24 protein-coding genes are annotated in these 25,981 nt (G+C 70.2%); 11 read left to right on the top strand and 13 right to left on the bottom strand.

Translation table 11 applies throughout. The features are described from left to right. Positions 1-61 precede the first annotated feature (61 nt). The 4 genes from msrA to CRP56_RS27280 all read left to right on the top strand — a co-directional run bounded on the left by msrA (position 62) and on the right by CRP56_RS27280 (position 3,301). The gene (gene msrA, locus CRP56_RS27295; protein WP_097268303.1) at positions 62-724 is read left to right on the top strand and encodes a peptide-methionine (S)-S-oxide reductase MsrA; all 663 of its coding nucleotides are present in this window, start codon (positions 62-64) and stop codon (positions 722-724) included. A 24-nt stretch (positions 725-748) separates the two neighbouring features. Next, positions 749-1,954, top strand: a complete 1,206-nt coding sequence (locus CRP56_RS27290) for a Shedu anti-phage system protein SduA domain-containing protein (protein ID WP_257041085.1) — start codon at positions 749-751, stop codon at positions 1,952-1,954. Between the two features lie 49 nt (positions 1,955-2,003). Continuing rightward, a complete protein-coding gene (locus CRP56_RS27285) occupies positions 2,004-2,603 on the top strand; it encodes a hypothetical protein (RefSeq protein ID WP_257041084.1) in 600 nt (199 codons plus the stop codon). A 74-nt stretch (positions 2,604-2,677) separates the two neighbouring features. After that, positions 2,678-3,301 carry a DUF4291 domain-containing protein gene (locus CRP56_RS27280; RefSeq protein ID WP_097268299.1) on the top strand — a complete coding sequence of 208 codons (624 nt, stop codon included), beginning with the start codon at positions 2,678-2,680 and terminating at the stop codon, positions 3,299-3,301. On the opposite strand, the gene CRP56_RS27275 is transcribed toward CRP56_RS27280, so the two are convergent. The 5 genes from CRP56_RS27275 to CRP56_RS27255 all read right to left on the bottom strand — a co-directional run bounded on the left by CRP56_RS27275 (position 3,263) and on the right by CRP56_RS27255 (position 7,780). Beyond that, positions 3,263-4,522 carry an MFS transporter gene (locus CRP56_RS27275; RefSeq protein WP_257041083.1) on the bottom strand — a complete coding sequence of 420 codons (1,260 nt, stop codon included), beginning with the start codon at positions 4,520-4,522 and terminating at the stop codon, positions 3,263-3,265. The two genes, CRP56_RS27280 and CRP56_RS27275, sit on opposite strands and share 39 nt — an antisense overlap. Then, positions 4,519-5,256 carry a GntR family transcriptional regulator gene (locus tag CRP56_RS27270; protein ID WP_097268295.1) on the bottom strand — a complete coding sequence of 246 codons (738 nt, stop codon included), beginning with the start codon at positions 5,254-5,256 and terminating at the stop codon, positions 4,519-4,521. The genes CRP56_RS27275 and CRP56_RS27270 overlap by 4 nt, the downstream gene beginning before the upstream one ends. 93 nt (positions 5,257-5,349) lie before the next feature. Continuing rightward, positions 5,350-6,114: an SDR family oxidoreductase gene (locus CRP56_RS27265; protein ID WP_097268293.1), complete on the bottom strand. Its 765-nt coding sequence runs from the start codon at positions 6,112-6,114 to the stop codon at positions 5,350-5,352. Positions 6,115-6,250: 136 nt separating this feature from the next. Continuing rightward, entirely contained in the window at positions 6,251-6,634 is a 384-nt protein-coding gene (locus CRP56_RS27260) for a VOC family protein (RefSeq protein WP_097268290.1), read from the bottom strand. Between the two features lie 102 nt (positions 6,635-6,736). Next, a complete protein-coding gene (locus CRP56_RS27255) occupies positions 6,737-7,780 on the bottom strand; it encodes an NAD(P)-dependent alcohol dehydrogenase (RefSeq protein WP_097274511.1) in 1,044 nt (347 codons plus the stop codon). 171 nt (positions 7,781-7,951) lie between these two features. On the opposite strand from CRP56_RS27255, the gene CRP56_RS27250 reads away from it, so the two are divergent. Continuing rightward, complete coding sequence (locus CRP56_RS27250) at positions 7,952-8,881, top strand: helix-turn-helix domain-containing protein (RefSeq protein WP_097268288.1); 930 nt, start codon at positions 7,952-7,954, stop codon at positions 8,879-8,881. A 16-nt stretch (positions 8,882-8,897) separates the two neighbouring features. On the opposite strand, the gene CRP56_RS27245 is transcribed toward CRP56_RS27250, so the two are convergent. Further along, positions 8,898-9,668, bottom strand: a complete 771-nt coding sequence (locus CRP56_RS27245; RefSeq protein ID WP_097268285.1) for a group II truncated hemoglobin — start codon at positions 9,666-9,668, stop codon at positions 8,898-8,900. Positions 9,669-9,817: 149 nt separating this feature from the next. Between CRP56_RS27245 and CRP56_RS27240 the strand changes: the two genes are divergently transcribed. The 3 genes from CRP56_RS27240 to CRP56_RS27230 all read left to right on the top strand — a co-directional run bounded on the left by CRP56_RS27240 (position 9,818) and on the right by CRP56_RS27230 (position 15,555). Beyond that, a complete protein-coding gene (locus CRP56_RS27240; RefSeq protein WP_097268283.1) occupies positions 9,818-11,272 on the top strand; it encodes an ABC transporter permease in 1,455 nt (484 codons plus the stop codon). Positions 11,273-11,377: 105 nt separating this feature from the next. Beyond that, positions 11,378-12,061 (top strand): ABC transporter ATP-binding protein, encoded by a 684-nt coding sequence (locus CRP56_RS27235; protein WP_097268281.1) that lies wholly within the window; start codon positions 11,378-11,380, stop codon positions 12,059-12,061. A 239-nt stretch (positions 12,062-12,300) separates the two neighbouring features. Continuing rightward, positions 12,301-15,555: a S8 family peptidase gene (locus CRP56_RS27230; protein WP_097274509.1), complete on the top strand. Its 3,255-nt coding sequence runs from the start codon at positions 12,301-12,303 to the stop codon at positions 15,553-15,555. Positions 15,556-15,908: 353 nt separating this feature from the next. Here CRP56_RS27230 and CRP56_RS27225 read toward each other — a convergent pair whose 3' ends face one another. Both CRP56_RS27225 and CRP56_RS27220 read right to left on the bottom strand, forming a co-directional pair. Continuing rightward, positions 15,909-17,177 carry a L,D-transpeptidase gene (locus CRP56_RS27225; RefSeq protein ID WP_097268278.1) on the bottom strand — a complete coding sequence of 423 codons (1,269 nt, stop codon included), beginning with the start codon at positions 17,175-17,177 and terminating at the stop codon, positions 15,909-15,911. A gap of 318 nt (positions 17,178-17,495) precedes the next feature. Beyond that, complete coding sequence (locus CRP56_RS27220; RefSeq protein WP_097268275.1) at positions 17,496-17,840, bottom strand: hypothetical protein; 345 nt, start codon at positions 17,838-17,840, stop codon at positions 17,496-17,498. 110 nt (positions 17,841-17,950) lie between these two features. Here CRP56_RS27220 and CRP56_RS27215 point away from each other — a divergent pair, with 110 nt between their 5' ends. Both CRP56_RS27215 and CRP56_RS27210 read left to right on the top strand, forming a co-directional pair. Then, positions 17,951-18,241: a hypothetical protein gene (locus tag CRP56_RS27215; protein ID WP_097268273.1), complete on the top strand. Its 291-nt coding sequence runs from the start codon at positions 17,951-17,953 to the stop codon at positions 18,239-18,241. Positions 18,242-18,325: 84 nt separating this feature from the next. After that, positions 18,326-19,072 (top strand): hypothetical protein, encoded by a 747-nt coding sequence (locus CRP56_RS27210; RefSeq protein ID WP_306459454.1) that lies wholly within the window; start codon positions 18,326-18,328, stop codon positions 19,070-19,072. A gap of 104 nt (positions 19,073-19,176) precedes the next feature. Here the strand turns inward: CRP56_RS27210 and hutH are convergent, their stop codons facing one another. The 3 genes from hutH to CRP56_RS27195 form a co-directional block, all read right to left on the bottom strand. Then, the gene (gene hutH / locus CRP56_RS27205) at positions 19,177-20,715 is read right to left on the bottom strand and encodes a histidine ammonia-lyase (RefSeq protein ID WP_097268268.1); all 1,539 of its coding nucleotides are present in this window, start codon (positions 20,713-20,715) and stop codon (positions 19,177-19,179) included. 79 nt (positions 20,716-20,794) lie between these two features. After that, positions 20,795-21,949: a GGDEF domain-containing protein gene (locus tag CRP56_RS27200; protein ID WP_097268266.1), complete on the bottom strand. Its 1,155-nt coding sequence runs from the start codon at positions 21,947-21,949 to the stop codon at positions 20,795-20,797. A gap of 134 nt (positions 21,950-22,083) precedes the next feature. Then, the gene (locus CRP56_RS27195; RefSeq protein WP_097268264.1) at positions 22,084-22,878 is read right to left on the bottom strand and encodes an enoyl-CoA hydratase/isomerase family protein; all 795 of its coding nucleotides are present in this window, start codon (positions 22,876-22,878) and stop codon (positions 22,084-22,086) included. Between the two features lie 229 nt (positions 22,879-23,107). Here CRP56_RS27195 and CRP56_RS27190 point away from each other — a divergent pair, with 229 nt between their 5' ends. Then, the gene (locus CRP56_RS27190) at positions 23,108-23,731 is read left to right on the top strand and encodes a hypothetical protein (protein ID WP_257041077.1); all 624 of its coding nucleotides are present in this window, start codon (positions 23,108-23,110) and stop codon (positions 23,729-23,731) included. 79 nt (positions 23,732-23,810) lie between these two features. Here the strand turns inward: CRP56_RS27190 and CRP56_RS27185 are convergent, their stop codons facing one another. After that, on the bottom strand, positions 23,811-24,926 hold the full coding sequence (locus tag CRP56_RS27185; RefSeq protein ID WP_097268262.1) for an adenylate/guanylate cyclase domain-containing protein: 1,116 nt from the start codon (positions 24,924-24,926) through the stop codon (positions 23,811-23,813). 176 nt (positions 24,927-25,102) lie between these two features. Further along, positions 25,103-25,963: a biotin--[acetyl-CoA-carboxylase] ligase gene (locus CRP56_RS27180; RefSeq protein WP_097268260.1), complete on the bottom strand. Its 861-nt coding sequence runs from the start codon at positions 25,961-25,963 to the stop codon at positions 25,103-25,105. Between the last annotated feature and the right edge of the window lie 18 nt (positions 25,964-25,981).

Raw genomic sequence — 25,981 nt, 5'->3', positions numbered from 1 at the left:
GGGGGCGGCGGGCCGCTGTTGACGGCTGTGCCGCCCTCCCCCGACGAAGGAGCACGCCACCATGCTGTTCGGCCGTACACCGGTCCTCCCCACGCCCGAACAGGCGCTGAAGGGCCGCCCCGAGCCGCTGTACCGCCTCCCCGACCACCACACCGTGCTCGGCACCCCGCTCGTGGGCCCCTACCCCGAGGGCCTGGAGATCGCCGACTTCGGCCTGGGCTGCTTCTGGGGGGCCGAGCGCAAGTTCTGGCAGCTCCCGGCCGGTGTGTACACGACCCTGGTCGGCTACCAGGGCGGCCACACCGAGAACCCCACCTACGAGGAGGTGTGTTCGGGCCTCACGGGCCACACGGAGGTGGTCCGCGTGGTCTTCGACCCGGCCGTCCTCTCGTACGGCCGCCTCCTGAGGACCTTCTGGGAATCCCACGACCCCACCCAGGGCTTCCGCCAGGGCAACGACGTGGGCACCCAGTACCGCTCGGCGATCCACACCCACACCCCGGCCCAGGCCGAGACGGCACTGTCCTCCCGCGACACCTACCAGAAGGCCCTGACAGCCTCGGGCCACCACCGCACGATCACCACGGAAATCCTCCCGGCGGAGAGCCGCCCGTTCTACGCGGCGGAGGCATATCACCAGCAGTACCTCGACAAGAACCCGGCAGGGTACTGCGGTATCGGTGGGACCGGGGTGTCGTGTCCCGTCGGGATCGCGTCGGAGTAGGAGCGCCCGCGGATAATCGCGTCCGTGGATGTGAGATCTGACTTCGCGCTGAAGCTGCAGCTGGATCATGTGGCCGAGCAAGCCGACGACCCCAAGGTCAAGGGCGCCCTGGAAGCCGTCGTCCGGCACATGAACAGCGGCAGGAGCCCCTACCGGGGTGGCCGCGCCCTCGTCACCTTGTTGAAGGAAGTGCGTTCCACCGCGGCGGCGTTGGACGAATGGCAGGTCGTCCGGCTCGTGCAGGACTCCCTGGATTACGCCGAAGGACGCATCCTCCGACCGGACTTCGAAGAGCGCTACCGGCTCTTCCAACGGTCGACGGAACCCCTCGGCTCGCATCAGGACTACCTGGCCCGAACCCTCTCGGCGACGCTCGCCTTCTTCATGCAGCTCGGCGGCGAGTACCTGGCCGAGCACCCCGACGCGGGCGCGAGCGAAGTGCTCACCCATGTGAAGGGCGTTGCCCAGGACGCGCGTTACATGCAGCAGTCGCAGGAACGGACGGGGCGTTATCGCATCCTGCGGGGCAGTGCCGAGGTGGCGGCGTGGCTGGAGCAGGTCTTCCAGGAGCGGGTGGACGTGGAGGACCCGGAAGCCACCGCTCGCCGCATCGTGATGTCGCCGGAGTCTCTCGCGGTTCTGGCGGCGGACCGTGACGGACAACTTCTGCTGCGCGCCGCGGAGGTCCAGCGGCGTCGGCGGGGCCTCAAGACGCTGCGCACGGTGGTGGAGGACCCGGGAGCGAGCGAGCGAGATCTGCAGCGTGCGCTGGACGGCCAACACTGGATCTTCGGCGGGCAGTTCGTGAGCCAGGCGGTCCAGCGGCGGCTGGTGCCTGGCGATGAGGTCGACATCCCTCTGATACGTGGGGACGGCGCGCTGCACATCGTAGAACTGAAGCGCTCCATGAGCCTCAAGGGCTCGCTGGTCAAGCGGCACCGAGGGTGTTGGGTGCCGACGGCCGAGGTCCACGACGCGGTGAGCCAAGCGGTGAACTACCTCGTCGGCCTGGACGAACACCGGCAGCGCATCAGGGACGAACTCGGCATCGAGACGCGCCGGGCGAGCGCGCTGGTACTGATCGGGCACCCGTCCGTACAACCGGACGTGGCCGAGGAACACATCAACGAGGCCCTGCGCACCCTCAACACGCACATGAGCCGCGTCGAGGCCGTGACGTACAAGGAGCTGGTGGACAACGCGGAACGGGCGCTGGGAGGTTGGCGGTGAGTCGAGTCAACCCGTCAATGCTCCCCGGCGGTTGATGGATCATGACGGTGTGGACACACTCACCCCCTATCAACAGGCCCTCCGCGACCGGCTTCTCGCCGCCCCCGTGCTGCCCGCACCCGCCCCGTGGCAACCCGTCTTCCCCCCGGGTCACGCCTCCTGCGCACCGGTCGGCGGGCTCCTCGGCATCGGGTTCGCGACGCACCCCGAGAGCGGGAACGACCTGGTCATGGTCGTCTCGCACGACGGGCACGGGCTCTTCGACGCCGTCAGTGGCGAGAAGATCGCGCGGGAACGGGATCCCGACGACGAGGACTGCACCCCGGACGGGACCGACGACCTGACCTGCCCGGGGCTCGGGCCGGTCGCGGGTACCAGGGTGCACATCGCCGGGCTCTACGGCGGGGGGCTGCACATGACGGCCGTCGGCGGGTGGGGACTTGAGGTCGTCCAGCCCGCCTGGCCCCACGACCGGGTCCTGCTCACCCACGGCAGCGGCATGCCGCATCGCGAACCGCACGGCGACGGATGGTGGCACGTCTTCCACTCCCACTACAGCGAGCTGCGGGCCGTCGGCTTCTCCCCCTCCGGCCGCACCCTCGCCGTCGCCACCAGCAGCGACCTGACTCTCTGGACCCGCACCATCTGACACCACCGAGGCGGGGAAGGAAGCAAGAAGAAAATCATTGGCCTTCCCTCACCCGTCGACCCACGCTGTACGGCATGGAAGTACCCCAGCAAACCCAGCAAACCCAGCAACCCCAGCAACCCCGGCAAACCCAGCAACCCCAGCACCAGATCCGCGCCGTCCACACCCCCTCCACCATCACCGTCTACCAGGCCTACTCCCCCACGATCGGCCTCCCCGCCGCCCGCGACGGGCGCTTCCCCGCCGCCTGGAAGCGCGACCGTATGACCTGGATCAAGCCCAGCTTCCTGTGGATGATGTACCGCTGCGGATGGGGCACCAAGGAAGGCCAGGAGACCGTCCTGGCCGTCGAGATCAGCCGCGACGGCTTCGAGTGGGCGCTGCGGAACTCGTGCCTGTCGAGCTATGTCCACGGCGTGCACCCCGACCAGGCCACCTGGCAACGGCAGTTGAAGCGCTCCCCGGCCCGCGTCCAGTGGGACCCCGAGCGGGACCTGCGGCTGCGGCCCCTGCCGTACCGCTCCCTGCAACTCGGCCTGTCCGGCCAGGCGGCCCGGCGCTACGCCGACGAGTGGACGGTGTCCATCCGGGACGTGACACCGCTCGCCCATGAGATCCACGCGCTGGTCGGCGCCGGCGACCTCGACTCGGCGGCGCGGCTACTGCCGCCCGAGCGCCCTTTTCCCACCCCGGAGTGACCACAGGCAGACGGGAAGCGCGCTCAGCGTCATCCCCGTCGCCCCGATCCACAGGGTGGCCGCCGGCCCGACGGTCGAGCCCGCCGCCCCGCCCAGCAGCCCGCCCAGCGGAATGCCGCCCCAGGACACGAACCGGGCCGTCGCGCTCATCCGGCCCAGCAAGTGGTCCGGCGTCAGGGCCTGTTGGAGGCTCGACTGCGCCACGACACGGACGACCCCGCCCAGGGAGAGCGCCGCGAGGCCCACGGCCGCCACGTACACGCTCCAACCCGGTCGCGCCAGCGGCATGAGAGCCGTCAGGGGGCAGGTCACCAAGGGGGCCAGCCAGATGACCCGTCCCTGCCCCACGCGCGCCGCGACCCTCCCGGCCGACAGCGCGCCCAGCAGCGCACCGCACCCCATCCCGGACAGGACCAGGCCGACGCCGAAGGAGGCGAGGCCCACCTCCCGTGCGAGGTGGACCATCAGCATGGTCTGGTACATGACCAGGGAGAGGTTGAAGACGGCGTCCCCGAGGACGGTCGCGCGCAGGGCGGGATGGTCGAGGACGAATCTCACGCCCTCCCTGATCTCCCGTCCCAGCCGCGGGTGTTCATGGGACTCCGGCCTCGGTTCGCGGGTGCGGATGCCCGTCGCCAGTAGTCCCGACACGGCCATGCCCGCCGCGCTCACCCACAGCGTCGCGGGCGCGCCCACCGCGCCGACGAGCGGTCCCGCCAGCGCCGGACCGCCGATGCTGGTCACCGAGCGGATCGCGGAGAGACGCGCGTTCCCCTCGACGAGCCGCTCGCGCCCCACCAGCTGCGGCAGCCAACTGACGTACGCGACATCGAAGAAAACCGTCAGCACACCGTGCGCGAGAGCCACCGCGTAGAGCCACCAGACGGTCAGCACACCCGTCCACCACGCCACCGGGATCGTCGACAGGGCCAGCGCCCTGGCCAGATCGGCGCCGATCATCACCGGTCGTTTCCGCACCCGGTCCACCCACGCCCCCGCGGGCAGCCCCACCAGCAACGAGCCCAGCGTGGTCATGGCGGTCAGCAGCCCGACCTGGAACTCGTCCGCCCGCAAGGCGACGATCGCGACCAGCGGCAGCGCCAGGAAGAGGACGCGATCGCCGAGCTGTCCCAGCGCGGTGGCGGCGAACAGACGCCGGAAGCCGGGATCACGGAGCAGTCCGGAGGCAGCCGGGGTGGGCCATGCCGTCGTACGACTCACCCGGCATCGGCCTTGAACTCGTACACCACTTCCCGGCATCCGTCCGGGATGACCATGTCGGCGGTCTCCACCGGGCGTCCGCCGGTGTCGTAGAGGGTCCGCTCGATCAGCAGCACCAGGTCCCCGGCCCCGATCCCCAGCAGATGCGCCTGCGCCGGGGTCGCGCGAGCGGGCCGCGGCAGTTCTACGACGGTCTCGACCTGTACGCCGATGGAGCGCATCCGGGCCACCACGCCCCGGCCGGCCAGTGGACCCCGCTCGGGCAGCGTGACCGGCGTTCCGCCCGTGAGGGCCAACGGCTCCCAGGACTGGGAGAGTTGGACGGGGCGGCCGTCGGCGAGGAACTCGTAGTGCGTGGTGACGCAGAGGTCGCCGCGGGCGATGGCCAGCCGCTCGGCGATCGTCTCGGGCGCGGGGACGTCCGTCTCGCTGTGCGCGTCCCAGGAGTTGGCCCTGCCCCGCTCCTGCGGAACGGCTCGCCCGCGGTGCCGGGAGCGCACCATCCGCAGGCGTTCGCGCGGGGTGCGGACGTATGTGCCGGAGCCCGCGCGGCCTTCCAGGAGCCCCTCGGCGATGAGCCGGTCGACGGCCCGCTGGGTGACGTTGCGCCCGACGCCGTACTCCTCGGCGAGCCGGGCCCGCGACGGGAGCCGCCCGCCGACCACCCACTCCCCCGCGAGGATCCGCGCACGCAGTGCGTCGGCCACGGCGAGATAAGGCGCTGGTCGGGGCATGTGCGACGCTCCAGGTGCGGCTCTCCAGGACGTCGGAAAACTACTGCACGCCGCGCAAGCTACTGGAGCAGAAGCACCCCGGCCGCTCGGCCCTCACACCCGCTCCGCCAGGAACTCCTCCCATGTGCGCTTGCCCTTCTCCGCCCCTTCCAGCGTGAGGTTCGCGCCCGCCCGATACGCCTTCCCGGCCTTCCCCGGAATCCGGACCGGCAGCCTCAACCGGCCCCGCCCGCCCCGGAGTTCGCGATACGGACGGACCAGCTCGGCGATGTCGTAGACCTCCGGGCCCGCCATGTCCGGGACCAGCCCCGCCGGCTCTCCCAGCGTCAACTCCACCAGCCTCGCCGCCACTTCCGCCGAGTCGACCGGCTGGAGGCGCAGTCCGCCCGGTACCGGCAGGACGGGGAGCTTCGTCATCTTCTCGATCATCGTCAGGGTCAGGTCGTGGAACTGGGCCGCCCGCAGGGTCGTCCAGGGGATGCCCGAGTCGGCGATCGCCCGCTCCGCGTCCAGCTTGGTGCGCAGCCAGGCCAGCGGGACGCGGTCCGCGCCGATGACCGAGATGTAGACGAGGTGCCGTACGCCGGCCGCGCGCGCCGCCCGTACGAGGGTGCGGGTCGCCTCGTCGTCGCCCTTGGGGCCGCCCGCGAGGTGCAGGACCGTCTCCACACCCGCCAGGGCCGCGTCGATGCCCTCGCCGGTCATCAGGTCGCCGGTGACGTACTCGATACCGTCCGCGCCCTCGCGCTCGCGGCGGGTGAGGACCCGCACCGGGCGGCCGGCCGCCCGCAGCAGCGGTACCGCGTGGCCGCCCAGGGTGCCCGTGCCGCCGGTGACCAGGATGGGGGTCGTCGTCATGACTGCTCCAGTTTTGTTCGCCGTAGAAGCCGTGGAGGCCGTACAACTGCCTTCGCGGACATGACGCGCGGGACTGGAGCGATGTGACAGCCGGGGCGGATTCCGCTGCGAAATCCGCCCCGGCGTTCTTCAGATGTCAGCCGCCACTGCCGTAGGGCCTGGTCAGGATCTCCAGGTTGTGGCCGTTCGGGTCGTCGAAGTACGTACCGCGGCCGCCGTCGTTGTGGTTGATCTCGCCCCGCTGTCGGTGGAACGGGTCCGCCCAGTACGTCAGACCCCGTTTCTCGATACGGCCGAAGATCGTGTCGAAGTCGTCCTCCGACACCAGGAACGCGTAGTGCTGCGGCGTGATGTCCCCAGACGTCTCCATGAAGTCCAGGGTCACTCCGTTGGGTATCTCGACGGGGATGAAGGGACCGTACTGCCGGCCCACTCGCAGTCCCAGGATGTCGGCGAGGAACCGGGCCGACGCCTGCTTGTCGTGAGTGGCGACGATGGTGTGGTTCAGCTGAACAGTCATCGTTCTGGCCTCCTCGGTCCGACCCTACTCTCGCCGGTGGCCGTACCCGCCGGCGCTGGTGGGCCGGGACACCCCGGCCCACACCGTCCGTCGCCCGAGGTGTCAGATCGTCGACGTGTCGATCACGAACCGGTACCGGACGTCGCTCGCCAGTACCCGCTCGTACGCCTCGTTGATCTCCGAGGCGCTGATCAGCTCGATCTCGGCGCCGAAGCCGTGCCCCGCGCAGAAGTCCAGCATCTCCTGGGTCTCCTGGATGCCGCCGATACCGGAACCGGCGAGGGTCTTGCGGCCGCTGATCACCGAGAAGAGGTTGAGCTTGACGGGCTCCTCGGGGGCGCCGACGTTCACGAAGGCGCCGTCCGTCTTCAGCAGGGACAGGTACGCGTCGAGGTCCAGCGGGGCCGAGACCGTCGACAGGATCAGGTCGAAGGTGCCCGCCAGTTCCTTGAAGGTGGCCTCGTCGCTGGTGGCGTAGTAGTGGTCGGCGCCCAGCTTCAGGCCGTCGTCCTTCTTGCGCAGGGACTGGGAGAGGACGGTCACCTCGGCGCCCAGCGCGTGCGCGATCTTGACGCCCATGTGGCCGAGGCCGCCCATGCCGAGGATCGCGACCTTCTTGCCGGGGCCGGCGTTCCAGTGCTTGAGCGGGGAGTACGTGGTGATCCCGGCGCACAGCAGCGGGGCGGCCTCGTCGAGGGAGAGGCCGTCGGGGATGCGGACGACGTACTTCTCGTCCACGACGATCTTCTCCGAGTAGCCGCCGTAGGTGGGCCGGCCGTCCTTGCCGACGGCGTTGTACGTACCGACCATGCCGCCACCGGTGCAGTACTGCTCCAGGCCGGCCTTGCAGTTGTCGCACTCACGGCAGGAGTCGACCATGCAGCCGACGCCCACCCGGTCGCCGACGGTGTACTTGGTGACGCCGGGGCCGACCTCGGAGACGACTCCCGCGATCTCGTGGCCGGGGACCATCGGGAAGATCGCCTCGCCCCAGCCCTCGCGGGCCTGGTGGATGTCGGAGTGGCAGATGCCGGCGAACTTGATGTCGATCAGGACGTCGAACTCGCCGACCGGGCGTCGCTCGATGGTGGTCCGCTCCAGCGGAGCCTTCGCGGCGGGGGCGGCGTACGCGGCAACGGTGGTCATGCGGGGGTTCTCCTCAAGAGGGGGGTCGCACCCGGCTGCCTTCCGGCCGGGCACGATGTCCAGCGTGCCCGAGCGATCGACGTTCACCCAGGTCACAGCTTTGCGTACGTTCGCTGGTCCTACTACTGACGGGGACAGGATGGTGGACGTACGACCGTGAATACTTGACGTATGGACGAGACAGCCGAGAGGGCAGGGGAACAGGGCGGAGCCGGTGGCACGCTGGACCGGCGGGCCGAGCTCAGTGAGTTCCTGCGCACCCGGCGGGCCCGGCTGAAGCCGGAGGACGTGGGGCTGCCGGACTTCGGGCGGCACCGGCGGGTGCCGGGGCTGCGGCGCGAGGAGCTGGCGCAGCTGGCGGGCGTCTCGGTGGCGTACTACACCCGCCTGGAGCAGGGCAACGGGCGGAACGTGTCGGCGGAGGTCCTCGACGCCATCGCCCGCGCGCTGCGGCTGAGCGACGCCGAGCACGCGCACCTCACCCATCTCGCGAAGCCGAAGCAGCAGAAGAGGAAGCAGACGGCGCGCACGGAGCAGGTGCGCGGGGCGCTGGGTCAGCTGCTGGACGCGATGGACGGCGTCCCGGCGTACATCACCGGCCGGCGCTCCGACATCCTCGTCTGGAACCGGATGGCCGCCGCCGTCTTCGGCGACTGGTCGGAGCTGCCGCCGCAGGAGCGGAACTGGGCGCGGCTGGTGTTCCTGCGGCCCGAGTACCGCGAGCTGTTCATGGAGTGGGACCAGAAGGCGTACGACATGGTCAGCTTCCTGCGCATGGACGCGGGCTGCCACCCCGACGACCCGCGCCTCGCCGCCCTCGTCGGTGAACTCTCCGTCAAGAGCGAGGACTTCAGGCGGCTGTGGGCCACCCACGACGTCAAGGAGAAGAGCTACGGCGTCAAGCACCTGATGCACCCGCTCGTCGGCGAACTCACCCTGAACTTCGAGTCGTTCCGCCTGGCGGACGGCACGGACCAGGCCCTGATCACCTACTCCGCCGAGCCGGGCTCCCCGTCCGCCGAGGCCCTGCGCCTGCTGGCGAGCTGGGGCACGGACGCGACGCGGGTGGGCCAGGACTCGGCGGCACCGAAGAAGGGCTGACGAGCTCGCCCCTCAGTCATCCCCGGTACGGCGGCGCCACCCCCCACCCCCACGCGGGCACCGGCTGCTCCGCCGGCGGCTTGGCGTCCGGGCCGGAGAAGTACACGGCGAGCCGCGTGCCCCACTCGACGTACGCCAGGAACGCCGAGCGGAACTCGGCGTCCGTGGGCAGGCCCGCCTCGTCGGCCGCGTCCTGGATCAGGTTCACCCAGCGGCGCCGCTGCTGCTCGGTGATGCCGCGCCCCATGTGCTTGGCGACCATGTGACCGTGGCCGCCCTGGGTCTCGGAGTACGTCGCCGGGCCGCCGAAGACCTCCGCGAGCCACATCGCCACGTGCGCGGCGTGCTCGGGCGCGAGCCCCTCGAACACCGGGGCGAGCAGGTCGTCCCTGAGTACCTTCTCGTAGAACACGGACGTCAGCCGCGCGAAGGCCTCCTCGCCGCCCGCCCACGCGTACAGGGTGGGCACGGCCGCGCCTGTCCCCCGTACCGCCGTCGGCTTGTAGTGCCGCATCTCCTCGATGTCACCGACGTAGGCACGGATCTCGGCGAGGAAGTCGGCGAACAGCTCGGACTTGCGGAAGCCCTCGGTGTGGTCGTGCGTGGACGTCCAGGTGATGCGCAGGACGTAGTGCTCGAAGTCCTCCTCGCAGCGGGCGAGTTCGTAGTCGACGCACTGCGGGGCCGCCGCCAGTTGGGCCGCGGCGCGGGTGTAGGCGGACAGGAACTCGGCCGAACGGTCTTCCGGGATGCGGTAACGGATGTACTCGACGGTCTCTGCGGTCATGACCCCACACAAACACGCCACGCAGTCCGGACGCTGCCGCTCCGCCTGACAGGTGTGTACGGGTCCTCTCCTGGCCCACGGACAGCCTTCTCATCCATCTCTTATGTCAGCCTTATCCAGCCATCACGCGCCGTACCTACGTTGCGGCCATGTTCTTCACCTACCTGAGGCGCGAACTGCGCCGCCGCAGAAAGGCGGCCCTCGTCGTCGCCTCCGGGCTCGCGCTCGGCATCGCGCTGGTCATCGTGGTCAACTCCGTGTCCTCGGGGATGGGCAAGGCCCAGGACAAGGTCCTCCAGTCGCTGTACGGCCTCGGCACCGACATGACGGTCACCAAGGCCGCCGTCGCGCCCTCCGCCAACAGCTCCGAGCGCCCGCGCTTCAACTTCGACGCGCAGGACAGCGACTCCGACGAGGAGCAGAGCAGCGACCGCGTGCTGGTGCAGGGCTTCCAGACCCTCGCCACCTCGACGGTCACCAAGGTCGGCGACCAGAAGGGCGTCGCGGACGCCGTGGGCGGTCTGAGCCTTCAAGTCCTCAAGGTCAGCGGCCAGTTCACCCGCGGCCAGTTCCAGCAGAACGGCGACGGCGGCGGCCGGCAGGGCGGCCCCGGCGGTGGCGGCACCGGCCAGCCCCAGGGTGAAGTGCGGGGCGGCGGCGCGAACTTCGACGTCAACAACTACTCCGTCTTCGGCACCGACGTCACCGAGCCGGCCCTCGGCCCGCTGACCTCCTCGAAGATCACCAGCGGCCGCACCTTCAAGACCTCCGAGACGAACGCCAAGGTCGTGGTCGTCGACTCCGCGTACGCCAAGGAGAAGAAGTACAAGGTCGGCTCGACGATCACGATCAAGGGCACCAAGTACAAGACGATCGGCGTCGCCACCGCCAGCAGCGGTGACGCGGCGGCCAACCTCTACATCCCGCTGAAGCAGGCGCAGACCCTCAGCGACTCGAAGAACAAGGTCACCACGATCTACGTCCAGGCGACCGACTCCCAGCAGATCGACACCGTCAAGTCGACCATCCAGAAGAACATCTCCGGTACGACGGTGACGACCTCCGCCGACCTCGCCGACACCGTCTCCGGCTCCCTCTCCACGGCGTCCTCCCTGGCGACGAACGTCGGCAAGTGGCTGTCGATCGCGGTCCTGGTGGCCGCGTTCCTGGTCGCCGGCCTGCTGACGTCCTCGGCGGTCTCCCGCCGGGTGCGCGAGTTCGGCACGCTCAAGGCCCTCGGCTGGCGCTCGGGCCGGGTCACCCGGCAGGTGGTCGGCGAGGCGATGGTCAACGGCCTCCTCGGCGGCGCCCTCGGCATCGCCCTGGGCCTGGCGGGCGCGTACGTCGTCACGGCCATCAGCCCGACGCTGCAAGCCCAGTTGGGCGGCGGGGGCGGCGGTGCGGGTGGCCCCGGCGGCTTCGGCGGCCCCGGCCGCCAGGCAGCGGCCAGGACCCTGGACGTCGCCCTGACGGCACCGGTGAGCGCGACGACGGTGGCGATCGCGGTGGGCCTGGCGGTGGCGGGCGGCTTGATCGCGGGGGCGTTCGGCGGCTGGCGGGCGTCGCGGCTGAGGCCGGCGGACGCGCTGAGGCGCGTCGAGTAGCGATCACTTGTGGGCGGACGGGAGCTGAGGCTCTCAAGGGGCGCGGGGAACTGCGCGACCAGCCACAACGAACCCGCAGCCGAACAACACTCAGGAGCTCCCCAAATGTACGAACTCAAAAGCGTCACCAAGCGCTACACCCGAGGCAAAGAAACCGTGGACGCCCTCGCCGGCGTCGACCTCACCATCGCCGACGGCGACCGCCTGGTCATCCAGGGCCCCACCGGTGGCGGAAAATCCACCCTCCTCCAAATGCTCGGCGGCCTGGACAAGCCCACCGCCGGTGAAGTCGTCCTGGACGGAACCGACTTGGCAAGGCTGTCCGAAGCCAAGCTCACAAAGGTCCGCAGCGAGAACATCGGCTTCGTCTTCCAGAGCTTCAACCTCATCCCCACCCTCACCGCCCAGGAAAACGTGGAGACGGCCCTCGTCCCGCTCGGCGTCAAGGTCAAGGACCGCAGGGAACGAGCCGCTGAGGCCCTCAGGTCGGTCGGCCTGGGCGAGCGCCTCGCGCATCTCCCCTCCGAGATGTCCGGAGGCCAGCAGCAGCGCGTCGCCATCGCCCGCGCCCTCGTCAAGCAGCCGAAGGTGCTGCTCGCCGACGAGCCGACCGGCAACCTCGACGAGTCGATGCGCGACGAGATCATGGACGTACTCGAACGCATGTGGAAGGAGCTCGGGCTGACGTTCATCATGGTCACGCACGACTCCGCGATCGCGAAGAAGGCCCCGCGGCTGGCCACCATTCGCAAGGGAAAGATCACAGTGAAGGAGAATGCGAACTCCTGATTATGAGCATCGCGTAACAGTCCGAGCCTGTGCGTCACCTGTCCCTTGAGGTGCCTGATCACCCCCCGGCATACTGCGTAATCCGGGGGGTGCACGCTTGTCTGTGCGGGACCGCCCCCGGCCGGGTGAACGGGGAAACTCACCCGGAACTTCAGCAAGGGGGAATCTTGCGCAGACAAGTGAAAAGAGTTTGTGCTGCCACCGTGGCCACGGGGGCGGCGGTCGCTCTCGCCGCGGGCATGACCAGCCCGGCGGCGGCGAAGCCGGAGGCACAGGCACAGGCGGCGGGCTGGTCGAGCCAGCCGTTCTCCGCTCATCACCGCATCACCCTGATCACGGGTGACCGGGTCGCCGTCGATGCCAAGGGCCGGGTCGTCGGCGTGGAGCGGGCGAAGGGGCGGGAGCACATACCCTTCCAGGTCCGCAAGGCCGACGGGCACACCCTGGTGATACCGGGTGACGCGGCCCGTCTGGTCGCCGCCGGCAAGCTGGACCAGCGACTGTTCGACGTCACCGAGCTCAACAAGTCCGACACCCGCAAGTCGCAGGCCAAGGGCCTGAAGGTGATCGTCGGCTACAAGGGCACCGCCACCGGCGCGAAGGACGACGTCCGCGACGCGGGCACCCTGCGCCGCACCCTGAAGACGCTCAACGCGGACGCGGTGCAGACGTCGACGAAGCAGACGCCGGAGCTGTGGGACGCCGTCACCAACGGCGACAAGACGGCCTCCGGCATCGCGCATGTCTGGCTGGACGGGGTCCGCACCGCGAGCCTCGACAAGTCCGTCCCGCAGATCGGCGCCCCCAAGGCGTGGGCCGCGGGTTATGACGGCAAGGGCGTCAAGATCGCCGTCCTGGACACGGGTGTCGACGCGACCCACCCGGACCTCAAGGACCAGGTGATCGAGGCCAAGAACTTCTCCACGGCCGCCGACGCCACCGACCACTTCGGCCACGGCACGCACGTCGCGTCCATCGCGGCGGGCACCGGCGCCAAGTCCAACGGCAAGTACAAGGGCGTGGCGCCCGGCGCCAAGATCCTGAACGGCAAGGTCCTCGACGACACCGGCTCCGGTGACGACTCCGGCATCCTCGCCGGCATGGAGTGGGCGGCCGCTGAGGGCGCCGACGTCGTCAACCTCAGCCTCGGCGGCCAGGACACCCCGGAGATCGACCCGCTGGAGGCGGAGGTCAACAAGCTCTCCGCCGAGAAGGGCATCCTCTTCGCGATCGCGGCGGGCAACTCCGGTCCGGAGTCGATCGGTTCGCCGGGCAGCGCGGACGCCGCGCTCACCGTCGGCGCCGTCGACGACCAGGACAAGCTGGCCTTCTTCTCCTCCACCGGCCCGCGCGTCGGCGACGGTGCGATCAAGCCGGACGTGACCGCGCCGGGCGTGGACATCACGGCCGCCGCCGCCAAGGGCAGCGTCATCGACCAGGAGGTCGGTGAGAACCCGGCGGGCTACCTGACGATCTCCGGTACGTCGATGGCGACGCCGCATGTGGCGGGCGCGGCGGCGATCCTGAAGCAGGAGCACCCGGACTGGACGTACACCGAACTCAAGGGCGCCCTCACGGGCTCCGCGAAGGGCGGCAAGTACACCCCGTTCGAGCAGGGTGCGGGCCGCATCGCGGTCGACAAGGCCATCAAGCAGACCGTGATCGCCGACCCGGTGTCGGTGAGCTTCGGCACGCAGCAGTGGCCGCACACCGACGACAAGCCGGTCACCAAGAAGCTGACGTACCGCAACCTCGGTACGGCGGACGTCACGCTGAAGCTGTCCTCGACGGCCACCAACCCCAAGGGCGCGGCGGCTCCGGCGGGCTTCTTCAAGCTCGGCGCCACCTCGGTGAAGGTCCCGGCGGGCGGCACGGCCTCGGTGGACTTCACCGTCAACACCAAGCTGGGCGGCACGGTCGACGGCGCGTACTCCGCGTACGTGACGGCGACGGGCGGCGGCCAGACGGTGCGTACGGGTGCGGCGGTGCAGCGTGAGGTGGAGTCGTACGACCTCACCGTCAAGCACATCGACAAGGACGGCAAGCCGACCGCGGACTACAACACCGTCGCGTTCGGCTACACGGGCCTGGCCAAGGACCGCGCGTACCAGGTGACGATCGACGAGTCCGGCACCACCAAGATGCGCCTGCCCAAGGGCACCTATGTGCTGGACGCCTGGATCGCCAAGGACTGGGTCACCTTCAAGGGCGGCCTCGACTGGGTGATGCAGCCGAAGCTGAGCCTGACCAAGAACCTCTCGGTGACGATCGACGCCCGCAAGACCAAGGCGGCCGACATCACGGTGCCGGACGCCTCGGCGACGCCGCTGTCCGCGATGATCAACTACTTCTACGAGCCCGCGTCGCTGCCGGTCGGCGTCAACATGGACTCCTTCGCGAACATCCGCATCGCGGCCCTCGGTGCCGATGTCTCCGGCGGCCTGACCCAGACCTGGTACGGGCAGTGGGCCAAGGGCCCGAACGCCGAGTACAACGTGGCGACCCAGGCCAAGGTCAAGCACCTGACGGGTGACAAGTCCCGGCACTACAAGGCGAGCGAGTTCGCCACGGTCAAGGCCACCATGGGTGGCTCGGCGAGCAACAAGACCGGTGGGATCAACCCGTGGGCCGAGCTGCCCGACGACGGTGCCTTCGGCGCGTTCGTCGAGCAGAAGCTGCCCAGCACCCGCACCCTGCTGGTGTCGACGGGTGACCAGGTCAAGTGGGGCCTGGACTTCACGCAGTTCGGGGAGGCCAAGGACGAGCAGGGCAACCCGATCGGGGAGGCCGGCTACACGCTGGGGACCTCGCAGGCATTCAAGGCGGGTCTCACGTACAAGAAGACCTTCAACACCGCGGTCTTCGGCCCCCACCTCTCCAAGTACGACGGCGTCTTCCGCGAGGGCAACTACCTCTACGGCTCGATGTCGCTGTTCGCGGACGGGGCGCAGCACGCGGGCGGTTCGGAGCTCACCTCGGTGAAGACCGAGCTGTACCGCAACGGCACGAAGATCGGCTCCAACCAGGACCCGCTCTACGGTGAGCCGTTCATGGTTCCCGCCGGGAACGCCGAGTACAAGCTGACGTCGTCCGCGAAGCGGAGCGTCAAGCTGGCGGCGGCCTCGACGCGGATCGACGTGAGCTTCACGTTCCACTCGAAGAAGCCGGCCAACGAGGACGACGTGGTCACGCTGCCGGCCTCCACGGTCCGCTTCAACGCCAAGACGGGCGCCGACAGCCGCGTCAAGGCGGGCGAGACGGTGAAGATCCCGGTCACCGTCGAGGGCGCGGCCAAGGGCTCCAACCTCAAGTCCCTGTCGGTGTACGTGTCGTACGACTACGGCCAGACCTGGAAGAAGGTCACGGTCACGAACGGCAAGATCACCGTGAAGAACCCGGACAAGGGCAAGGCCATCTCGTTCCACGCCAAGATCACCGACAAGAAGAACAACAAGTCGACGGTCTCGATCTACAACGCGTACTACGGCAAGTAGTCCGCGCGGCACCGGCTCGAACTGAACACCGGCGGCGCCTTCCGGTTGCGGGGGGCGCCGTCGGTGTACTTTTTCCTGGTAGCAAGAAGCCCCCGCCACGGCCGGAATCCGTGACAGGGGCCTCAGCTCAGCCAGGAGCTACTGGGAGGTCCCTACTGGGTATAGGGATCTCCCGCTACACCGGGTGAGCCGACACACGAGAGTCGGTTTCGGTCTGGCGTGACGTCCCATAGGTGCGCCTCCCTTTCCATAGGGAGGCGGCCTTTTTCGTTGCCCGGAACCGCCTCAACCGATCGAGGGCGGCCACCTGTTCAGGTGACCGCCCTCGATCGGTTTACGTCAGGCGTTCGGCGTCAGACCGCCGACCCCGCCTTCCAGTCCGCCCAGCTCAGGTTCCAGCCGTTGAGGCCGTTGTCCGGGGCCACCGTCTTGTCGCCGGTGTTCTGGACGATCACGACGTCGCCGATGATCGAGTTGTTGTAGAACCAGTAGCCGGCCGTGCCCTTGTCGTTGGCGCCCTTGGTGTCGGAGAGGCCCACGCAGCCGTGGCTGGTGTTGACGCTGCCGAAGATGGACTTCGCGCCCCAGTAGTTGCCGTGCACGAAGGTGCCGGAGTTGGTGAGGCGGATGGCGTGCGGCACGTCCTTGATGTCGTACTCGCCCTTGCCGTCGTTGTCGGTGAAGCCCACGGTCGCGCCGTTCATGCGCGTCTCCTTGAACTTCTCCGACATCACCATGATGCCCTCGTACGTCTTGTTCTCGGGGGAGCCCGCGGAGATCGGGATCGTCTTGATCGTCTTGCCGTCCTGCGTGACCTTCATCTGCTTGGTCTTCGCGTCGACGTAACTGATCTGGTTGCGGCCGATCTTGAAGGTGACCGTCTTCTGCTGGACGCCGTACACGCCGTTCGCGCCCTCGACACCGTCGAGCGCGAGCTTCAGCGTGACGGTGGAGTTCTCGGTCCAGTAGTCCTCGGGGCGGAAGTCGAGGCGGTTGGCGTTGAACCAGTGCCCGACGACCTCCTGGCCGCTGGAGGAGGAGACGGTGATGCCCTTCTGGACGGCCGCCTTGTTGGTGATCGCCTTGTCGAAGTTGATCGACACCGGCATGCCGACGCCGACCGTGGAGCCGTCGTCCGGCGTGAAGTAGCCGAGGAAGCTGTTGGACGGGGAGACGGTCGTGAAGGACGCGTTCTCGTGGGCGACGCGGCCCTCGGAGTCCTTCGCCTCGGCGTTGACCTTGTAGGTGGTCGACCGCTCCAGCTGGGCGCTGGGCTTCCAGCTGGTCTTGTCCGCGGATATCTCACCGCTGACCGCGGCGCCGTCGGCGGTGGTCATCTTGACGTCGGTGAGCGTGCCCTTGCTCACGGTGACGGCCGCGGAGTTGTTGATGGAGGCGTTCTCGGAGCCGTCCTTGGGCGTGATCTCGATGTCGGCCTCGGACGTCTTCTTGGCCGCGGCCTCGTCGGCCTTGGCCTGTGAGGTGTCCTTGCTGCCGCTGCCGGAGGCGTTGTCGTCGTCGCCACCGGAACAGGCCGAGAGCACCAGCACTCCGCCGAGCAGTGCGGACGCGACCGCCAGGCCCCTGCGCCGCTTACTGACCGTCATCACACGCTTCTCCATCGTTGCCGATTCCCCAAAGAGCCGGGAGTCTCCGTCGAACCCGAAAGTCGAACCCGAGTACCGAACCCGGGCGTCGAACCCGGGCGTCGAACCCGAGCGTCCAGCCCGTGAGCCGCTACCCGGAAGTCGAACCCGAGATTCCCGTCAATGAAACCTAAACGCTACGACCGGTTCGTCCCGTTCCACATTCTCGGAACGTGTGGGGCACACCACGTCCGCCGTGGCGGGTGGTGCGCAGCTCGGTCCGTGCGCCCCCCATGAGACGACGAAACCCCGGACGGCGGTTGCCACCCGGGGCCACAAGTTCCCCAAGAGCGCTCAGCCGACCGCCTCTTCGTCGTCGTCCGCTTCCTCATCATCCTCGTCGAGGTCCCACTCCGGCGAATCCGGGTCGTAGTCGATCCGCTCGCTGGACCAGGAGGCCTGCGCGAGCTCGACCCCGGGCACCTCGCTGACCAGGTCGAACGGGTCGACGAGATACGCGAGGGCCTCCGCGGTGTCTTCCGTCACAGCGCCCTCGGCGTGCGCCTGCTCGTCGGCCGGCATCTCGGGATCGTCCGCGATCCGCTCCAACGCGGCCTTGGTGACGGCGTCCTCGTTGCCGATCTCCACCACCAATTCCACCCGAAGCCGCACAAACCGTGAAGTCTCTTCAGTGCTCATGCACCGGAGAGTACGGCCCTTTTCTCCCGTGACTTTCCCGTGACCCGCGCCTTTCACTAACATCGGCCCACACGGCCAATTCGCCAGCGCCACAAGGGGATCGATATTCCGTGTCATCCGCTCGCCGTCCGTTGCTGACCGCCACCGCCGCAGGCACGCTCCTGTGCGCCCTGTGGTTCGTCCCGTCCGCGGGTGCGACCCAGGAGGAACCGGCGAGATCGCAGGTCACGCAGCAGGCCAGGGTGACCACCGTCACCACCCAGGACACCGTCGACGGCACCCGTCTCGCCGACACCGGAAGCTTCGACACGACCCCGTACGTGGTCGGCGGCACGGCGTTCCTCGCGCTCGGTGCCGGGTTCGTGACGTACTCGGTACGTCGGGAACGTCACGGTTTTTGAATCGACTTGACGGACGTTTGACCAAAACCTCATAGTCCGCTCATGAAGAGATCATCGGGGGCCCGTATAGGCGCCACGCTCGCAGTGAGCGCGCTGTCGCTCGCCCTCATCACCGGCTGCTCCGACAGCGGCTCGGACGACACCAAGGGCACCGACGCCAAGGAGTCGGCCGCCGCCTCGTCGGCTCCGGCCGCGAAGGCGCTGACCTCCGCCGAGCTGGAGAAGCTGCTGCTCGCCAAGGGCGACGTCAAGGACTTCGAGGCCCAGTCGGGGGACGACACCCTCCCCAAGTCCAAGAGCGAAGTGAAGACCGACAAGGCGGCCTGCGACCCGCTGGCCTGGGCCACGGCCGGGCTGGCGCCGGGCGACACGGACGCGAACGCCAGCAACACCCTCACCGCGAAGCCCGCGGCGTCCTCCAAGGACCCGTCGAAGCTGACCGACGCCGACATCGAGAACGCCTTCGACGTCAGCATCACGTTCGTCGGCCTGTCCTCCTACGACGGCGACGGCGCCGAGAAGGCCCTCAAGGCCGTCTCCGACGGTGTGACGGCCTGCTCCGGCGGCTACGGCCTCAAGGCCGAGGACGAGACCTCCAAGGTCACCAAGGTCAGCACGACGAAGAGCTCCGGCGCCGGTGACGAGTCGGTGGCGTTCGCCGAGGACGTCGACATGGACGGCGAGGGCACGGCCACGTTCCTCACCGAGGTGGTCCGCAAGGGCAACACCGTCGCCACGTTCTACTCGGTCAACCTGGCCGCGGTGAGCAAGGGCGGCAAGACCGAGATCCCGGCCGAGCTGGTCACGGCCCAGGTCGCGAAGCTGAAGTAAGCAGCACAGCAGTTAAGCAGCACAGCAGTTAAGCAGCACGGCAGTTAAGCGGCACAGCAGTGGGGCCCCGTCGGACGACGGGGCCCCTTCTCGCACCCGTACGGCTACTGCAGCGGTCCCGTCACCGACTCCGCCGCCGCCACCAGCTGCCCACTGCGCACGAACGCGTCCGCCGCGGCCAGGTCCGGCGCCAGGAACCGGTCCGGGCCCGGGCCCTGCACGCCGGCCTTCCGGACGGCCTCGATGACGGCCCGCGAGGCCGGCGCCGGGGTCAGCCCCTCGCGCAGCTCGACGGCGCGCGTGGCGGCGTACAGCTCGACGGCGACGACCCGGGTGAGGTTGTCGACGGCGGTGCGCAGCTTGCGCGCGGCCGACCAGCCCATCGAGACGTGGTCCTCCTGCATGGCGGAGGACGGGATGGAGTCCGCGGACGCCGGTACGGCCAGCCGCTTCATCTCGCTCACCAGCGCGGCCTGCGTGTACTGGGCGATCATCAGCCCGGAGTCGACACCGGCGTCGTCGGCGAGGAACGGCGGCAGCCCGTGCGACCGGTTCTTGTCGAGGAGCCGGTCGGTACGCCGCTCCGCGATGGAGGCGAGGTCGGCGGCGGCGATGGCGAGGAAGTCGAGGACGTAAGCGACGGGCGCGCCATGGAAGTTGCCGTTGGACTCGACCCGTCCGTCGGGCAGGACGACGGGGTTGTCGACGGCGGCGGCCAGCTCGCGCTCGGCGACGAGCCGCGCGTGCGCCATGGTGTCGCGTCCGGCACCGGCGACCTGCGGGGCGCAGCGCACCGAGTAGGCGTCCTGGACGCGCGGGGCGTCGTCCTGGTGGTGCCCGGTGAGCTGGGAGTCCTTCAGTACGGCGAGCATGTTGGCGGCGCTGGCGGCCTGCCCCGGGTGCGGGCGGATGGCGTGCAGCTCGGGCGCGAGGACCTTGTCCGTCCCGAGGAGGCCCTCCATGGACAGCGCGGCGGTGATGTCGGCGGACTTGTAGAGCGTGTCGAGGTCGGCGAGGGCCATGATCAGCATGCCGAGCATGCCGTCGGTGCCGTTGAGGAGCGCGAGGCCCTCCTTCTCGCGCAGTTCGACGGCCTCGATGCCGTGCTCGGCGAGCAGCTCACCGGCCGGCCGCACGACCCCGTCCGGACCCTCGGCGTCGCCCTCGCCCATCAGCGTCAGGGCGCAGTGGGAGAGCGGCGCGAGGTCGCCGGAGCAGCCGAGGGAGCCGTACTCGTGCACGACCGGGGTGATCCCGGCGTTCAGCACATCGGCCATGGTCTGCGCGACCTCGGGCCGCACACCGGTGTGTCCCGAGCAGACGGTCTTCAGCCGCAGGAACATCAGGGCCCGTACGACCTCCCGCTCGACGCGCGGGCCCATGCCGGCGGCGTGCGAGCGGACGATGTTGCGCTGCAACTGGGCCCGGAGCTCGGTGCTGATGTGCCGGGTCGCCAGGGCGCCGAAGCCGGTGCTGACGCCGTAGACCGGGTCGGGCTTGGCGGCCAGCGCGTCCACGATCTCGCGGGCGGCGGCGAGGGCCGCGACCGCCTCCGCGGAGAGCTCGACCCGGGCGCCGTCGCGCGCCACGGCGAGAACGTCGGACGCGGTCACCCCGGACGTCCCCACCACCACAGTGTGCATATCCATATTCAGGAGCGTACGCAGTGAAGACGGAGATGTCACGAGTGGGGGCGGGGTTCGCCCCTTACTTGTGCGTACGTCACAGTCGGCGCCCCCGGAACCGTCGGCGCTCCCCGTGCGCCTCCCGCTCCCCCGAGGGCGCGTCCGCGAGCCGTACGACGGGATCGTCCGGCCCTTCCCGCCCCGCGACGACGGGCTGGGCGGCCCGCTCGGCCTTGGCGCGGTACTGGGCCGCGTCGGCCAGCCGGAACAGCCGCCGGGCCGAGTGCACCGGCCCGATCGGATCCTCGGTGGAGGCGACCCCGCAGGCCACCCCCTCCCCCAGCTCCAACTCGGCGGCCCTCCGGCAGAGTTCGTCGGCCGCCTTGACGACCTCGTCGGCGGCCGGCCCAACCGCGAGCAGACAGAACTCGTCGCCCCCGAGCCGCGCGGCCAGCGCCCCCGGCAGCATCGCCCCGCACAACGACAGCACGGAGCCGAACCGTTCCAGCAGCCGGTCGCCGACGGCATGCCCGAGGGTGTCGTTGACCCGCTTGAGCCCGTTGAGGTCGCACACGACGAGGCTGACGACCACACCCTCCCGCTTGTGCCGCTCGACGGCCTCGTCGAGCCGTACGTCGACGGCACGGCGGTTGGCGAGCCCGGTGAGGGCGTCGGTGAACGCCAGCCGCCGCGCCTCCTCCAGCCGCTCGGCCTGCGCGATCCCGGCCGCGACGACGGCGGCCAGCACGGTGGCGAAGTCGGCGTCGGCCCGGTCGAAGAGGGGGTCACCGGCCGCGCGGGCCACGTACAGTTCACCCCAGGCCCGGCCGTTGAGCACGATCGGCGCGACGACACAGCAGCCGCGGCCTCTCCTGCGGAGGGCGGCGACGCGCTGATGCACGTACCCGGGGCGGCGTCCCGCGGCGGGCCCCTCGGCGGTCTCCACCCAGGCGTTGGGCTCCCCGCCCCCCGCCCAGCGCTCGTGCAGGAACTCGGTGATCTCCGGGAACTGGTGCACGGGGTAGGCCTCGGCGTCGGGGAACTCGTCCTCGTCGGGCGCGCGGTCCCCGACGTTGACCAGGACCCGGAGCCGCCCCAGCTCCCGCTCCCACACCGACAGGGCGGCGAAGCTGCCGCTCAGGGCGCGGCAGGCGCCGGTCGCTGCCGCGCGCCAGGCTTCGCGTGAGCCGTGGGCTGCGGCCATGCCTTGCGCCAGCGCGACGACTGCCGTGAGCCGCGTGTCCTCCGCCATTGCTCCAGGTTAGGGAGGTTTTGGGTGATTGGCGGTGTTGGAGTAAGCCGGGCAGGTAGGGGGTGGCTGGGCGACTCGGCGGTGTGCGGGTGCGTGGGGGCTTGGCGCGCAGTTCCCCGCGCCCCTAGGCGTCTCTACTCACCCGGCCATTCGGGGCTCCGCTTCTCGTTGAAGGCGGCCACGCCCTCCGCCCGGTCCCCCGAGAAGGCCACCGAGCGCCAGGCCGCGTCCTCCACTTCCAGGCCCGCCCTCAGGTCGAGGCCGTGACCGAGCCGCAGGGCCCTCTTCGCCGCCCTCAAGCCCACGGGCGAGTTGGCCGCGATCCTGGTGCCCAGCGCGAGGGCCTCCTCCCGGTCCTTCCCCTCCTCCACCAGTACGTCCACCAGGCCCAAGCCCCTTGCCTCCGCGGCCTCCACTCGCCTCGCCGTGAAGATCAGCTCGGCGGCGCGGGCGGCGCCCACGCGGCGGGGCAGGAGCTGCGTTCCCCCGCCGCCCGGGATCACGCCCACCGACACCTCGGGAAGGCCCACGACGGCCGTCGCGTCGGCCACGATCAGGTCGCAGGACAGGGCCAGCTCGAAGCCGCCGCCCAGCGCGAAGCCGTGGACGGCGGCGATGGTCGGGACGGGCAGTTCCAGTACGCCGGTGTAGGCGCCGCGCGCGACGGGCCGCTGCCGGAGCAGGTCGGCGTCCGTGAAGGAGTTCCGTTCCTTCAGGTCGGCGCCGACGCAGAACGCGCGCTCGTGGGTCGAGGTCACCACTACGGCCCGTACGTCCTTGTCGTCGCCCAGCGCGGTGCAGGCGGCGGCGACCGAGCGGGCCATCTCCGTCGACACGGCGTTCATGGCCTTCGGCCGGTCCAGGGCGAGTTCCGCGACGTGCCCGTGCCGCCGCACCAGCACGAACTCCCCGTACCGTTCCCCGCTCATGGCACCCTCCAGTTAACGTGGGTTAACAGACTTCACCGGGCCCGATCATCGCAGCCCGACCCCGGGGACGAAAGGGCGGGCGGGCGCGGGGCACCGGTTCCCTTGTCGGTGCCCGACACCCCGTTCGAGTGACATCCCGCCCAACTCGGCCCCCATCGCCCACAGGAGCGCATAGCGTGCGCTCCGCCACGGCGCACAGGGGGCGCGAGCGCATCGGGGAGGGGTCGCCATGACGATGTTGACGGACACGCAGGCCACGGCCGCCGAGGCGGCGATGCCCGACGCCGTGGACGCCGTACCGCAGCGCCTCTTCGGCTCACGCGGCCGGCACCGTCGCCCGCGGCCCCGCAAGGTCCTCCTCGCCGTCGGCGGACTGGCCGTGGCGGCCGGCGCGCTGAGCCTCGTCCGCATGGCTCCCGAGGGCGGCCTGGGCGGCGCCCTCGGGACCGCGGAGGCCGAACCCCGCCTCGACGACCCCCGCGCCGGTTCCGGCACGGACCGCGCGACCAACGCCGCCGCCACGGTGGTGGCGATCCCGAAGGTGAGCCCGTCGGCGACGGCACCGATGGGCGGGGCGAGCGCGACACCGACGTCGGCGGTGACCTTCGTACCGGTGCCGTCGTCGACACCGGCGGGGGCGGGTGCGGTGGACGTGCCCGGTCCCACGACGATCCCGGACGCCCCGAACCCGACGAGTGCGACCCCACAGCCGACGCAGACTCCGTCACCGGCCCCGAGCCAGAGCACGTACACGCCGCCACCGCCGGCGACACCGACTCCGCAGCCGACTCAGCCCGGTGGCGGTGTGTGCGTCCCGGTGATCGGCCTGTGCGTAGGTCCGCTGGGCAGGTAAACGTCGCCAGGGGCGCGGGGAACTGCGCGACCAGCCCCCACACACCCGCACCCGCCCGACAAGCCCACCCGGCACAACCTCAGGCGCTCGCCTCACTCCGCCGAGTCAGCAACCAAGGCTCCACAACCCCAAGCCCTCGCACCGGCCGCTGCCACATCGGCTGAAGCGCGAAGCGATACGTCGGCGGCTCCTCGCCCTCCTTCTCCGCCGCGGCCGCGGCCTCGGCGGCCGCCGCTTCGGAGGCCGGCGCCTCGGCGGTGCGGATCAGTTCCTGGGCGAAGTCGCTGTCGACGAGGACGGCGTCACGAGGAGCTATGGACGTGAGCCGGGAGGCCAGATTGACGGTCGTGCCGAAGACATCGCCCATACGAGTGGTGACCGTGCCGAAGGCGATGCCGACCCGCAGCTCGGGCATCGTCTCGTCGTTCGCCATGGTCTCGATGAGGCGCAGCGCGATCTCCGCGGCGACGCCGGCGTCGTCGGCGGCGTAGAGCACCTCGTCGCCGAGGGTCTTGATGAGGCGCCCGCCGTGCGCGGCGACCAGGTCGGCGGCGGTGGTCTCGAAGGCCTCGACGAGCTCGCCGAGCTCCTCCTCCTCCATGCGCCGGGTCAGCCGCGTGAACCCGACGAGGTCGGCGAAGCCGACCGCGAGGCGCCGGTCGACCATCTCCTCGTCGTCGGCGGCCTGCACGACCCGCCCCGCGGACGCGGCGAGCTGGCGGCGCCAGACGTAGACGAGGAACTCCTCCAGCTCGGGCAGGAGCAGCTCGATGATCGGGTACGTCACCTCGGTACGGGTCATACCGGGCTCGGGCGGCTCGGTCAGCCCCTCCAGGAACGAGTCGATCTGCCACTCGGCGAGGCGGGCGGTGGTCTGTCCGGTGGACCGGGCGACCTGCACGGCCATGGCCTCGCTGAGCAGCCCTGCCTCGACGAGACCGGCGAGGCGCCGCAGGGCGAGGACGTCCGCCTCGGTGAAGGCCTTGGCCTGGCCGACGTCGGCGAAGCCCATGGCCCGCCAGAAGCGGGTGGCCAGCTCCATGGAGACACCGGCGGTACGGGCCGCCTGAAAGGGCGTGTAGCGCCGCTCGGCACCGAGGATCAGCGCTTCGAGACGCACGGCGAGCGGGTGCGGGGCCCCTCCGGGGTCGGCGCCGTTCGAGTCCGCGCCGGAACCCGTGTCGTCGACGGTCACGCGTGCTGCCCTTCCGATCTGTCACGGTCAGGTATCGACCGGCCTTCACTTTACGGCAGGTGTGCGGTAGCTCACTCCCGTGGAGCCGAAGGTGGGGGTGCCTGGGGATGCATTGCTGGCTGCGGGCGCGTTGTGGCTGGTCGCGCAGTTCCCCGCGCCCCCAAGAAACCTTCAGCTCACGCCGGTCGCAAGTGGACGATGTCTCCCGCTCCCACTGGTGCCTGCACCCCCTCCTCCGTGGCGATCACCAGCCGCCCGTCCCCGTCCACCGCCACCGCCTCGCCGGTGATCGACCGATCCCCCGGCAACTCCGCCCGCACCGTCCGCCCCAACGTCGCGCACCCCGCCGCATACGTCTCCTGCAGCCCGCTGACCGCCGGATCGCCCCCGGCCCGCTGCCAGCGCCCGTACCACTCCTCCAGCGACCGCAGCACGGCCCGCAGCAGCGGGTCCCGGTCCGTCGTGACCGCCCCCGCCAGCGCCAGCGAACCGGCCGTCGGCACCGGCAGCTCGTCCTCGCGCAGGGTGACGTTGATGCCGACCCCGACGACGACCCCGTCCTCCCCGGCCCGCTCGGCGAGGATCCCGCCGGTCTTGCGTTCCTCGCCGGCCACGGTCACCAGCAGGTCGTTGGGCCACTTGAGTGCCGTGTCCACGCCCGCGGCCCGGGAAAGGCCCGTGGCCACCGCCACGCCCGTCAGCAGCGGCAGCCAGCCCCAGCGGGCCACCGGCACCCCGGCCGGCTTCAGCAGGACGGAGAAGAACAGCCCGGAGCGGGCCGGTGCCGTCCACTGCCGGTCGAGGCGTCCCCGTCCGGCGGTCTGCTCCTCGGCGACGAGGACCGAGCCCTCCGCCGCGGAGCCCTTTCCGGCCAGGGCCACGAGGTCATTGTTGGTGGAGCCGGTGCGCTGCACCACCTCCACCTCGCGCCACAGCCCGCCCTCCCGTACCAGCCCGCGCCGCAGTGCGGCGACGTTGAGCGGTGGCCGGTCCAGGTTCGACCAGCGGTTGTCGTCTGAAGCATCTCGCGGCGTCATGCAAGCCACCCTAGGTGT

Origin of the sequence: Streptomyces sp. TLI_55 (assembly GCF_900206255.1) — a bacterium.
GTDB lineage: Bacteria > Actinomycetota > Actinomycetes > Streptomycetales > Streptomycetaceae > Streptomyces > Streptomyces aquilus.
Note: the sequence above shows the minus strand (reverse complement) of the source record. Positions and strands in the feature narration are given on the sequence as shown.

Coding starts and splice junctions, on each gene's coding strand:
- msrA (WP_097268303.1), top strand. CDS start 62: ATGCTGTTCGGCCGTACACCGGTCCTCCCCACGCCCGAACAGGCGCTG.
- CRP56_RS27280 (WP_097268299.1), top strand. CDS start 2,678: ATGGAAGTACCCCAGCAAACCCAGCAAACCCAGCAACCCCAGCAACCC.
- CRP56_RS27270 (WP_097268295.1), bottom strand. CDS start 5,256: ATGCCCCGACCAGCGCCTTATCTCGCCGTGGCCGACGCACTGCGTGCG.
- CRP56_RS27265 (WP_097268293.1), bottom strand. CDS start 6,114: ATGACGACGACCCCCATCCTGGTCACCGGCGGCACGGGCACCCTGGGC.
- CRP56_RS27260 (WP_097268290.1), bottom strand. CDS start 6,634: ATGACTGTTCAGCTGAACCACACCATCGTCGCCACTCACGACAAGCAG.
- CRP56_RS27255 (WP_097274511.1), bottom strand. CDS start 7,780: ATGACCACCGTTGCCGCGTACGCCGCCCCCGCCGCGAAGGCTCCGCTG.
- CRP56_RS27250 (WP_097268288.1), top strand. CDS start 7,952: ATGGACGAGACAGCCGAGAGGGCAGGGGAACAGGGCGGAGCCGGTGGC.
- CRP56_RS27245 (WP_097268285.1), bottom strand. CDS start 9,668: ATGACCGCAGAGACCGTCGAGTACATCCGTTACCGCATCCCGGAAGAC.
- CRP56_RS27240 (WP_097268283.1), top strand. CDS start 9,818: ATGTTCTTCACCTACCTGAGGCGCGAACTGCGCCGCCGCAGAAAGGCG.
- CRP56_RS27235 (WP_097268281.1), top strand. CDS start 11,378: ATGTACGAACTCAAAAGCGTCACCAAGCGCTACACCCGAGGCAAAGAA.
- CRP56_RS27230 (WP_097274509.1), top strand. CDS start 12,301: ATGACCAGCCCGGCGGCGGCGAAGCCGGAGGCACAGGCACAGGCGGCG.
- CRP56_RS27225 (WP_097268278.1), bottom strand. CDS start 17,177: ATGGAGAAGCGTGTGATGACGGTCAGTAAGCGGCGCAGGGGCCTGGCG.
- CRP56_RS27220 (WP_097268275.1), bottom strand. CDS start 17,840: ATGAGCACTGAAGAGACTTCACGGTTTGTGCGGCTTCGGGTGGAATTG.
- hutH (WP_097268268.1), bottom strand. CDS start 20,715: ATGCACACTGTGGTGGTGGGGACGTCCGGGGTGACCGCGTCCGACGTT.
- CRP56_RS27200 (WP_097268266.1), bottom strand. CDS start 21,949: ATGGCGGAGGACACGCGGCTCACGGCAGTCGTCGCGCTGGCGCAAGGC.
- CRP56_RS27195 (WP_097268264.1), bottom strand. CDS start 22,878: ATGAGCGGGGAACGGTACGGGGAGTTCGTGCTGGTGCGGCGGCACGGG.
- CRP56_RS27190 (WP_257041077.1), top strand. CDS start 23,108: ATGACGATGTTGACGGACACGCAGGCCACGGCCGCCGAGGCGGCGATG.
- CRP56_RS27180 (WP_097268260.1), bottom strand. CDS start 25,963: ATGACGCCGCGAGATGCTTCAGACGACAACCGCTGGTCGAACCTGGAC.